The organism is Rhodoferax sp. (genome assembly GCF_037143375.1).
In the GTDB taxonomy this organism is placed as follows: Bacteria; Pseudomonadota; Gammaproteobacteria; order Burkholderiales; family Burkholderiaceae_C; genus Rhodoferax.
This window is the reverse complement of record NZ_JBAWYV010000103.1, coordinates 1-11,462: the sequence shown is the minus strand read 5'-3', so window position 1 is coordinate 11,462 and position 11,462 is coordinate 1. Positions and strand designations below refer to the sequence as shown.

9 protein-coding genes are annotated in these 11,462 nt (G+C 56.5%); 7 read left to right on the top strand and 2 right to left on the bottom strand.

The window, feature by feature from the left end:
* The 3 genes from WCG50_RS13855 to WCG50_RS13845 form a co-directional block, all read left to right on the top strand.
* The coding region (locus WCG50_RS13855; RefSeq protein WP_336900191.1) for an SLBB domain-containing protein at positions 1 to 2,016 on the top strand (2,016 nt) is incomplete at its 5' end.
* A gap of 4 nt (positions 2,017 to 2,020) precedes the next feature.
* Entirely contained in the window at positions 2,021 to 3,202 is a 1,182-nt protein-coding gene (locus tag WCG50_RS13850) for a Wzz/FepE/Etk N-terminal domain-containing protein (RefSeq protein ID WP_336900190.1), read from the top strand.
* Between the two features lie 115 nt (positions 3,203 to 3,317).
* A complete protein-coding gene (locus WCG50_RS13845) occupies positions 3,318 to 4,373 on the top strand; it encodes a plasmid partitioning protein RepB C-terminal domain-containing protein (protein WP_336900189.1) in 1,056 nt (351 codons plus the stop codon).
* A 65-nt stretch (positions 4,374 to 4,438) separates the two neighbouring features.
* Here the strand turns inward: WCG50_RS13845 and WCG50_RS13840 are convergent, their stop codons facing one another.
* Positions 4,439 to 5,473: a hypothetical protein gene (locus tag WCG50_RS13840; RefSeq protein WP_336900188.1), complete on the bottom strand. Its 1,035-nt coding sequence runs from the start codon at positions 5,471 to 5,473 to the stop codon at positions 4,439 to 4,441.
* Positions 5,457 to 5,750 (bottom strand): helix-turn-helix transcriptional regulator, encoded by a 294-nt coding sequence (locus tag WCG50_RS13835; RefSeq protein WP_336900187.1) that lies wholly within the window; start codon positions 5,748 to 5,750, stop codon positions 5,457 to 5,459. Before WCG50_RS13835 ends, WCG50_RS13840 begins: the two co-directional genes overlap by 17 nt.
* 480 nt (positions 5,751 to 6,230) lie before the next feature.
* Between WCG50_RS13835 and WCG50_RS13830 the strand changes: the two genes are divergently transcribed.
* The 4 genes from WCG50_RS13830 to WCG50_RS13815 all read left to right on the top strand — a co-directional run.
* Positions 6,231 to 7,328, top strand: a complete 1,098-nt coding sequence (locus WCG50_RS13830; protein WP_336900186.1) for a glycosyltransferase — start codon at positions 6,231 to 6,233, stop codon at positions 7,326 to 7,328.
* Between the two features lie 140 nt (positions 7,329 to 7,468).
* Positions 7,469 to 7,750, top strand: coding sequence for a hypothetical protein (locus WCG50_RS13825; RefSeq protein ID WP_336900185.1), 282 nt, complete (start codon positions 7,469 to 7,471; stop codon positions 7,748 to 7,750).
* Between the two features lie 103 nt (positions 7,751 to 7,853).
* Positions 7,854 to 8,486 (top strand): YjbF family lipoprotein, encoded by a 633-nt coding sequence (locus WCG50_RS13820; RefSeq protein WP_336900192.1) that lies wholly within the window; start codon positions 7,854 to 7,856, stop codon positions 8,484 to 8,486.
* Positions 8,487 to 8,515: 29 nt separating this feature from the next.
* Positions 8,516 to 11,462 (top strand): YjbH domain-containing protein (locus tag WCG50_RS13815; protein WP_336900184.1); only part of this gene is annotated, 2,947 nt, incomplete at its 3' end.

Below are 11,462 nucleotides of genomic sequence, written 5' to 3'. Positions count from 1 at the left end.
GAGTCCACCGGCCGTCTGTTGCCCATGTACGGCCGCGACCTGTTTGACAACCCGCAAGCCTATTCAGCTGACAGCAGCGTGCCGGCACCGGCGGACTATGTATTAGGCGTGGGCGACGAAGTGCGCCTGCAGGTCTGGGGCGCCATGGACTTCAGCAGCAGCCTCACCATCGATCGCAATGGCCAAGTCAACATCCCCAAGGTCGGCGTCGTCACCCTGGCGGGTGTCGCGGTGCGTGATCTTGAAAAAACCTTGCAAGCCCACTTGGGCAAGGTGTTTGCCAACTTCCAGGCTAACGCAACACTGGGCCGTTTGCGCGGCATCCAGGTCTATGTAGTAGGCCAGGCCCGCCAGCCGGGCACGTTTCAGTTGTCCAGCCTCAGCACCCTGGTCAATGCCTTGTTTGCCAGCGGCGGCCCCAGTGCCAATGGCTCCATGCGCAACATCGAACTCAAGCGCGCTGGCAAAACCATCAGCACGCTTGACCTGTACGACTTCATTGCACGCGGCGACAAATCGCATGACCTGGCCCTGATGGCCGGCGACGTGATCGTCATCCCACCGGTCGGCCCCCGTGTAGCCGTGACCGGCGCCTTTGACCAGGCCGCTATTTATGAGCTAAAAACCAGCAGCACTAGCGTGGTAGACATTCTGAACCTGAGCGGCGGCGTGCCCGCTTTGGCCACCGCTCAAAAAGCCCTGCTGGAGCGCATCACGCGTGACAGTAACCCACCCCGACAAGTGCAAGAAATCATGCTCAATGAGCAAGGCCTTAAGCTAACCCTCCACGACGGAGATGTGCTCACCCTGCTGGGCATCAGTCCGGCCTTTGCCAATGCCGTCACCTTGCAAGGCACTGTGGCCGCCCCGCTGCGCTACCGCTGGTTTGAAGGTATGAAAATACTCGACCTCATCCCCGAGCGTGATGCCCTGCTGACCGGCGACTACTACAAACGCAAAAACCTGCTGGTGCAAAACACCGACGTCGCCCAAGCCGCGGGCAGCAACGTTGCCACCCGCATCCGCGGCATGGCCGATCAGATCAACTGGGACTACGCCGTCATCGAGCGCCTTGACCGTCTCACCCTCAGCACCACGCTCATTCCATTTAACCTTGGCAAAGCGGTGCTGCAAAAAGACCCCGCCTACAACTTGGCGCTGCAAGTGGGTGACGTCGTCACGATTCTGAGCCAAAACGACTTGCGCGTGCCGCAAGACCGTCAGTCCCGCTTGGTGCGCGTGGAAGGCGAAGTGGCCGCCCCTGGCGTCTACCAGACCACACCCGGCGAGACCCTGCCCCAGCTGCTCAAGCGCATCGGTGGCCTGACCCCCCAAGCCTACGTGTTTGGCACCGAGTTCAACCGTGAATCGGTGCGCACCCGCCAGCAAGAAAACCTGGACGCACTCACCCGCAAGTTGGAGGCACAGGCGCAAGCACAAACCAGTTCCATTGCTTCAAACAAAGGTGCCGACAACGCAGCCCAAGCTCAACTGCTGCTCCAGCAACAACAAGCGCAAGTACAGAGTCAAATCAATCGCCTGAAAACTTTCAAGAGCAATGGCCGCCTGACCTTGGAGCTTGACCCCATGGCTCAGAGCCTGGCCACCCTTCCTGCCTTGCCGCTGGAAGACGGGGACCGAATCCTGATTCCGGCCGCGCCCGGCTTTGTCTCGGCTTTTGGCTCGGTCAGTAACGAAAACGTCTTCATCTACAAGCAAGGCAAAACCGTGGCCGATGTCCTCAAGTCCGCAGGACTGACCGAAGATGCCGAGCCGGACCAAGCTTTTGTGCTGCGGGCCGACGGCAGCATCATCGCCCGGCGCGACCGAAGTGGCCTGTTTGCAGGCGGCTTTGAGTCCCTGCAAGTGATGCCCGGCGACACCTTGGTGGTACCCGCCCAGATCGACCGCGAAAGTCGCTACAACATAATAGTGCGCGGCTTCAAGGACTGGACCCAGATCCTCTCCAACCTCGGCCTGGGTATTGCCGCCCTCGGCACCATCAGCAAGCTGTAACGCCATGAACCAGAACATCGAAACCGTCGAAGATGACGAAATCAGCCTGCTGGACCTGCTGCAGGTGGTGGTGGACAACCTGCGTCTTTTGGTACTTGGCCCCTTGGTTGCCGGTCTGTTGGCGCTTGGCATGACCTTCACCATTGCCCCTACATTCACCGCCACCACAAAATTCATGCCGCCCCAGCAACAGCAAAGTGGTGCAGCATCCCTCTTGGCGGGTCTAGGTGCGTTGGGTGGTCTGGCTGGTGCAGCAGGGGGTATCAAAAACCCGGCTGACCAATACGTAGCGTTTCTTAAAAGCCGCAGTGTGCAGGATGCGTTGGTTGTCCGCTTTAAGCTCGTTGATCGCTATGAGGTCAAGCTAAATGAAGACGCCCGCAAAGCTTTGGATGCCAACGTTGTTGCTGCCAGCGGCAAAGACGGCCTCATCACCATCGACGCCAGCGACAAGGACCCTGTGTTTGCTGCCCAGTTGGCCAACGCGCATATTGAAGAACTTGGCAAGCTGATGAATCGTCTAGCCATCACAGAGGCCCAGCAGCGCCGGGTTTTCTTTGAAAAGCAATTGAACAACGCCAAAGACAATCTCATTAAATCTGAGCAGGCGTTAAAGGCCAGCGGTGTTAACAGCAGTGCACTCAAGGCCAGCCCAGCCGCTGCGGTGGAGGGCTTGGCCAAACTCAAAGCCACCATCACCGCACAAGAGATCAAACTGGCCAGCATGCGCGGCTATTTAACTGAATCAGCCCCAGACTTTAAACAAGCGCAGACCGAACTCTTTGCCATGCGCAGCCAGATGGACCGGGCCGAAAAAGCTGAGCCATCCTCTACCGGCAGCAGCGATAGCGACTACATCGCCAAGTTTCGTGACTTTAAATACCATGAAACTTTGTTTGAACTGTTCGCCAAACAATACGAGATGGCCCGCGTGGACGAAAGCCGCGAAGGAGCTCTCATTCAGGTGGTAGACACAGCCCTGCCACCGGAACGCAAAGCCAAGCCTAAAAAGGCGTTGATCGCCATGATGTCCACTCTCGCCACTGGTTTTGCGTTGCTGCTCTTCATCTTTATTCGCCAGGCCCTGCGTGGTGCAGCCCAAACACCTGAGTCGGCTGAGAAAATTAGGCGATTGCGCCAAGCTTGGTCTAAGGCCTTGGGCCGCAATTCCTCATTGCGTTCGTAGCGCACCAATCCATAACTTAACGACTTGTAACTGCATGGTAATTGATGCATTGCAGGTTAAGTAACGGTTGCCGAGCCCATGTTTCCGCGTTATTTGTTCATCTGACTCGACACCATTGGCTTCGACCAAAGCTGGTTGCCGATTCGGTCACCGTGGGCGTGAACCAGTTGAATCTGAGCGCCTGGCGCGTGCCTTTAATGTCAACCTGAGCTCCATTAACCAGCGTGTCAACCTGCTTTCAGGCATTTGCCCCGAAGCCATTGCCCTGCTGCAAGACCATCAGTTCACCCCAGATGTGACCCGCATCTTGCGCAACATGAAAGCCGCCCGCCAGGTGGAAGCGGTGGAGCTGATGGTGGCCAGCAACACCATCACCGTGGCGCATGTGGAGGCACTGCTCAAAGCCACCCCGCCCGAGCAGCGTGCAGATGTGCCACCACCGGAGCGCGACAGCAAAACCGCCCCCATGGAGCAATTGGTCAAGCTGGAGAAGGAGATGAGCCAGGTGCAGGCTACCTATAAAGATGCGGAAAGCAACTACGGATCTGAGTTGCTCAACCTGGTGGTGGCCAAGGGCTACTTGACCAAGCTGCTGGCCAACCCCGCCGTCAAAAGCTACATCGAGAGAAAAGAGCCAGAGATATTGAGCCACCTGGAACTGGTGGCCAACATGGGCATCCTGCTTGACTTGGCAGAAAAGCTGATTCATCGCACCGATGTCGGCTTTCTGTTTGTCGGTCGTGGCAGCGACGTCAAGAAGTTGGCTGCAGACGCCCAAGCACGTGGCCTGTTAAACGTATTGTTCCAAGACGAAATTCACCCTGACGAAATTCCCTGCTTATACGCACAATGCCAAGTCGGCCTGGTAGCCCTGGACCCCCGCCACAAATCCCACAACATCCCCGGCAAGTTCCTGACCTACATGCAAAGCGGCTTGCCTGTTCTGGCCAATATCAATGCAGGTAATGACCTGGCAAGCATCATCCGCGATGAAAACGTGGGGCGTGTCAGCGAAGACGGCAGCGCAGATACTCTTGCGCTGCTTGCGCTGGAACTGATTGATGGCTTGGGGAGCGATGGTGGGTACAAGGAAAGGTGCAGAGGCCTGTATGCAAGACTGTTTGCGCCGGAGACTGCGGTTAGGCAGATTTTGGCGGCTTTGAACAAATAGGCCTGTAGCGCACATCTGGTATTCGTGAGTAGCTCTTTTATTCATAGCGTTTTTATCCTATCTGCTCATCTTGCCCGGTTAAACCCTGCGCGGTCCCACGGCCAGATTTCCACGCCATAGCGGTTTTGAATCCTTTTCACCATCGCTTTGGACAAGTCATTGGTCAACTCTTTGACGAAGTAAGAACTGCGCAGTGCAAAGGGCTCCCGGCGCACCGCGTCTCGCTCGTAGGTCAACCCTTCATGCTGGTCCATCAGGCTGGCGCGCTCGCGTAGCACCGCTGCCGAGTTAAACACCCAGTCAATAAAGTCGATCTCTTGCGCTGTCCAGTCGCACACGGGCGCGCTCAGGTAGTCAGCCGCCCATTCCGGACCATTGCGGTTGCTGGCATGCCAATACAGGTGCTCTTTGATTAGGGTGCGCCCGGTGAGCCCTTCTGCGATATAAGGGTTGGCCGCAATGCCACGGCGCATATAGGTGCAGGCATTCACAAAATCCCCTTCCCTAAACGCAATTTGACCCGCCTGATACCAATGTGCCGGTGAATCTGCGGCTTCTTTTAGATAGCTTTTCATGGCGCTTTGGATGTCGCCCGTCATCAGGCTGATGTCGCCCAGCAGCATGCGCACGCCCAGGTTGTCAGCAGGGCACCAGGCCAGCAGCTTTTTAGCCAAAGTCTTGGCGGCCTTGCCGTCACCCCGGTGCATCAGCCCCAGCAGATAGCCGTGGGCCATGCGCAAGAAGGAACGGTTGTCTACCTCCCCCCATGAAATCTGTCCTTTGAAGCTGGGCGGGATGAGGGCAGTAGCCTGCCGGTAGGCTTTTTCACGCAGGTCGGTGGATTCGTCGCGCATCTCAAGGCTCCATAGACGATTGGCGATGAAGTTTTGAATCTCCAACTGGCCTGGAAACTTGACCAGCAGCTTTTGCGCGCGCAGCAGGCCCTGTTTGTGGCTGATGCTGCCTGCTTCCAGGCTGTCAATCAGCTCGTCAAGTTCATCTTCTTCGGCCCAGTCTCTGGAAAAAGTGCCGTATTGAATTGTCTTGTTGGTCTCGTCGTCGGTGTCTTCATGTACAGAAAAACTAAGCTGGGTCGTCATTGCTTGGGTCCTTTTGGGTCTGTGTGGTTGTGAACACCCGGCCTTGGGATGCGATATACCGGCGAATGTCAGGTGCCATGTGTTCTGGCACCAGCATCACGGCAAGTTCCATCGCATCGGCAATGCGCTCGATGGACGACAAACGCGGGTCGCGCTTGCTGCTTTCAATCTCAGACAGGTGCTGCACCGACATGCCCGCAATGCCCGAGACGTTTTCCAGAGTCAGGTGACGCTGGTTGCGGTAGCGGCGAATGGACGATGGGATGAGGGAGATCATTCTGGGTAGTTTAGGCGTTGAAATAAGGCGTAATTCATACGATGGTATGAATTAATGGTATGAAGATTGACTAGGTACTGCAATTTAGACCTCACTCCTAGGAGCGCAGCACCAAATATCTGCTCAGCAGAACTGCCAGTTGCACCTCAGGAATAATTTCGTCGTCTTCTGTGTAGGTCGTTATGTTCATTGGCTACATAAACAGCCAAAAAGCCAATATTTGTTGGTTTTTTTGCAGAAAAAGCACTGCCACCATGGGGTCAAGTGCAGGCTTTGGTGCTTGAGAAATTTGCTGAAGTTCGCACCCAACCAAGTGAAACGAATCTGTAATGTGAATGAAATACAATTATTCTCAATAAATAAAAAAGATTTTCGGTTTACAAACGACAAGATGCTCCATAGGGGGGCCTCATTTTTGAAGTGAAGGAAGAGCATGGCATATCTAATCGAATCTCAACGTATGCATCAGCCAAGTTGATCATGTCCACCTATTTGATTATTTTCACGGTCGCGATGCTTTCAAGCATCGCTTTGGTAACAACACACGATTGGCATGGTCACTTCAGCACGGACAGCACTTTTGGCGTTCAAAAGATCCACGTTCATGACACTCCGCGCATCGGCGGCGTAGCCATAGTGCTTGGCTTGGCGATAGCCTGGTTATTGGCCACGCCCGATGTTCGCGAAATTCTCAGTCCCATGTTGCTGGCTGCAATACCCGCCTTCACTTTTGGTCTGGCTGAAGATGTCACTAAAAAAGTGGGGGTGCTGCCTCGGTTGTTTGCCACGATGTTCAGTGGTGCCCTGGCTTGGTACCTGACCGGCGTGGCAATGCGCAATACCGGCTTTGCACCATTGGACTGGATGCTCACGTTTACGCCGATTGCCGTTTTGTTTACCGCCTTCGCGGTCGGGGGAGTCGCCAACGCCACGAACATCATTGACGGTTTTAATGGCTTGGCCAGTGGCGCTGTGGCCATCATGATAGGTGCAATGGGTTTGATTGCACTCAACGTGGGTGATGAACACCTGGCAACTGTATGTTTCATGGTCGCCGTATGCGCTTTGGGCTTTGGCGCGGTCAACTGGCCGCTGGGTAAATTATTTTTAGGCGATGGCGGCGCCTATTTGCTCGGTTTTTTACTGGCTTGGCTAGCCGTTCTGTTACCCATGCGAAACCCACAGCTCAATGCCTGGACCACCATTTTGGTGTGTGCGTACCCGGTGTTAGAGGTTGGCTTTTCAGTGCGTCGTCGTAGAAATCGCGAAGGTCATCATCCTGGTCAACCTGATAAGGTGCACTTGCATCATTTAATTCACCGACGCTTGGTTCGTCACGCGTTCCCCAATATCAGCGCAACATTACAGAACGGATTTACCAGTCCCTTGTGCTGGTTGTTTGTTGCGACCCCAGCGGCTTGGGCCATAGAGTTTGCCGAAAATACGAGCATGTTGGCCCTTGCGTTTGCGGTAGTCATCATGGGCTATGCCGCCATCTATGCAAGACTGACGCAGTTTCGCTGGTGTTTTAGCGCGCGTACTTTAAGATTGAAAACATTAGTAGTCACCAATGGCTGAGACATTACTGGTAGATGCGCTTTAGTAACGGAAAGTGCCCGAAATCTCTGAGCAAGAAGATCAATGTCATAAAAATTGATATGTTTTTAGGTTAGTATTTAAATCGTATTATTTCTTCGTAACTTTTTTAGGGATTCCAAATGAAATTTAACAAACTCGCAATCGCTGCCGTCACAGCACTGGCACTCGCTCAATCCGTGTTCGCACAAGCGCCTGCTGCGCCTGCAGTTGGTACAGGCGCCGCTGGCACCACTGGTGCTGCCGCTGCTGGAACTACGGGTGCTGCCGCTGGTGCAACCGTTGCAACCACGGCTGCTGTTGGCGCAGTGGCTACTTCCACCATCGTAATCGGTGCAGTTGCTGCGGCGGCTGTTGTGGCTGCTGTGTCCCAAAGCAGCACTACCAACACAAATTCACGTTAATCAGCTGGCTGGTACTGAATAGCGCCTTCGGGCGCTTTTCTTTTTTGTTTTGATTAAATTGATTCGTTGCCACCCATGTTGGGGGTTGTTGTTGCTCGTGACGATGCACTTGCTGGGATGTGCTACGGGCGCTACCCCCTTGGCCGATGTCCTATCCGGCGTTGTGGCTGAAAAGTTTGCCTCCGGCAGTGACTTAAACATTGCGGCCAAACTCAATCCCCTGTACCGCTACCTTCGCGTAGACGTGGCTGGTCGACCTTCGGCACTGTTGGTACTGGGCTACATCGATGCGCATCCGCAAGGAGAAATCGAAGTTTGGTACTCTGCCAAGCACGAAGTGATCAAAACGCAATACGGTCGCATTGTCAGCACCAGTGGTCTGGAGTTGGACTGGCGTCGGGTCGATTTTCCAGTGGCGCCTCCCGACTGGGCCAGCGTGCCACGTGATGGTGCCCGCTACAGTCGCACACGAGACGTGATGCCCGGCCACCACGACGGCATTCGCGATCACATCCAAGTCAATGCTTGGTTGGGCCCTCCCCCTGTGGCGACTTTGACTGGCGCTCAGTGGTTTCGTGAAGACATGCTCAGCACCACCGCGCAGCCACTGCCGCCGGCCTGGTACGCCATGGGCCGCCACAGTGGTCAGCCCGCGGTGGTTTATTCAGAGCAATGTTTGTCGGCCACCTTCTGCCTCAAGTTGCAGCACTGGCCGGTTCAGGAAAGCGCCCCTTGAAGTTACAGGTTTCCCCGCAGCTCAGCTGCATGGCTCAAGCGATATTTTTGTGTTTCACCAGTTGGATCCTCCCCTCCAACTTGGCGCACGCACAGAGCGAACCACATGTAGGTGCCCCAGTTCAAAGCGCCATCATTCCCGGGGAACGTTTAAGCGACTGGTTGCTGCGCAACACCGGCCCCAACACCGACACCACGGCTCTGCAGTGGCAGGTGCAGGCCGAGCACGCGCCGCAGGCGCAATTGCGTCAAGCCACACTGCTGGGTTTGACACAAAGTCCCGGGGTGAAGCTGTCAGCTGAGGCTAAAACCCATTTGTCTGATTGGCTGAGGAGCTTGCCGATTACCGGCCGGCTGACTGTAGCCATTGCTGACGCCCGCTGGCTCCAGTCGGCGCCGGAGCAAGACCCATTTTTACAAGACGGCCACCGCGTGGTGCTGATGCCGCGTCCGACGACCGTCACGGTGGTGACTGAAACCGGCACCCCTTGCATTGCCACCCATGTGTCTGGCGCGTTGGTGCAAGATTACTTGAATGCGTGTTTAGGCGGCGCCACCAGCAGCCAGGTCGATTGGGCCTGGATCGCCCAAGCCGACGGCCGCACCACCCGCTACGGCATAGCCGCCTGGAGCCAGGAACCTCAGGCCGAGCCAGGCCCTGGCGCCTGGATCTGGGCACCAGGTCGAGAGGCTGGTCTGCCCCAAAGCGCGTCCGATAACCTGGCCCGCTTCCTCGCCACCCAGCTACCCGGTGAGTTCAGCTTGCCCAACGGCACAACGCACACCGTGGCCGTGCAACACACGCCGGCTTCGCCCATCCGCGAGGCCCAGGTCACAGCCAGTGACTGGGGCGAAATCGGGCTGCTGCAAACACCCACGGCCCGCATGGCCCCGAGCGGCGCGGTGCGTTTGCACATGAGCCGGGTGGTTCCCTACACCAGTGGCACCGTCATGTTTCAGCGGCTCGACTGGCTCGAGACCGGATTTCGGTACACCGATGTATCCAATCGCCTGTATGGTGCTGCAGATTTTTCAGGCAGCCAGAGCTACAAAGACAAGTCGATTGACCTGAAGCTGCGCTTGCGCGAAGAAACCGCTTTTGGCCCCGAAGTGGCGGTGGGTTTGCGCGATCTGGGCGGCACCGGTTTGTTCTCGGGTGAATATCTGGTCGCCAACAAACGCTGGGGCAATTGGGATGCCAGCCTGGGCTTGGGCTGGGGTTACCTGGGTGGGCGTGGCAACATCAAAAATCCTTTGTCTTTCTTGGGAGATGCTTACCTTACCCGTCCAGCTGCAGATTTTGGCCAAGGCGGCACCACCAACACGTCTGCCATGTTTCATGGCGCCACCGCGCTCTTTGGCGGCATGCAGTGGCACTCGCCTTCAGACCCGTGGATTTTCAAATTGGAGTTGGATGGCAACGACTACCAGCACCAACCCCAAAACAACAACCAGCCGGCCACCAGCCCGTTGAATTTTGGCGCGGTTTACCGCTACTCTCCCAATATCGACTTGAGTTTTGGCCTTGAGCGGGGCAACAGCCTGATGCTCGGAGCGACCCTGCATGGGGGCTTGCACCAGTTGTATTCACCCAAGCTGCTGGATCCGGCCTTGACCAAAGTGCTGCCCACGGCGCCGGCCGAGTTGCCACCTGCCGGATGGGGCGGTACGGCCCAAACCATTGAGCGCTTTACCGGTTGGTCGGTGCGCAGTATCACGCACCAACACAACAGCACGACCGTGGTGGCCGAGACCGATGCGGCTATTCACCTGCAAGAGCGCATTGAGCGCGCCGTCACCGTACTGCACCGGGATGCGCCGGCGGCTTCTACCCGTTTTGTGTTGCAGCTGCGAGAACGCGGCCTGCCCATGTCTCAGGTGGAGGTTGACCGCACTGAGTGGGTCATTCAGCACACCCAGGTTGAGCCCCCTGCTTTGCGGTTGCCAGCGTTGCAGGTCGTGCCGGGTCAAACCACGAATATTCCTGCGGTGGATCCCGAGGCCAAGGCCAGCAGTTTCTGGCAAGGCAAGGCGCCCGGCTTCAGTGCTGAATGGGGCCCCAGTTATAGCCAGATTTTAGGCGGACCCGACAGTTTCTTTCTCTACCAGCTTGGCCTGCAAAGCAAGCTGGAGCACCGTTTTACGGATACCACATGGGTCAGCAGCGCGTTTGATCTTCGACTGTTGGATAACTACGATAATTTCAAATTTGCTGGTACCAGCAGTTTGCCGCGAGTGCGCACCTTCCAGCAAGAATTCACCACGACCTCCAAGCTCACCATGCCGCTGCTGCAACTTACGCATGTGCGTGACCTTGGCAACGGCCACTACGTCAGTGCCTACGGTGGCATGCTGGAGTCGATGTACGGCGGGGTGGGAGCCGAGTGGTTGTACCGTCCCTGGCAAGGGCGCCTGGCATTCGGCGTCGATGTCAACCAGGTGCGCCAGCGTGATTTTCATCAAAACCTGGCGTTTCGGGACTACAGCGTCAGCACTGGGCACGCCACGCTGTATTGGGATACCGGTTGGCGCGACTTGCAGGTCAAGCTCAGCGCAGGCCAATACTTGGCGGGTGACGTGGGTGCCACGATTGATGTCAAACGTGTGTTCTCCAACGGTGTGTCGGCAGGTGCCTGGGCGACCAAAACCAATGTGCCAGCCGAAGTGTTTGGCGAGGGTAGTTTTGACAAAGGGCTGTACGTCACCATACCGTTTGACGTGATGCTGCCCAAGTCCACCTCCGGCAGCGGCAACCTGATTTGGGATCCGCTCACGCGTGATGGTGGGGCACGGCTGAACCGCATCTTTACGCTCAACGACCTGACCCGTCAGCGCGATTTGCGGGCTCTCTCCTGGCGCTCCAATACGCCGGTGGGCGCAAGTTCAGCTGAAAACAACAGCTATGTGCTGCGTGAACCTGGCCCCTACCTGTTTTCAAACCTGGGCGCAAACACCGCCACTTTGGGACGCCAAGTGG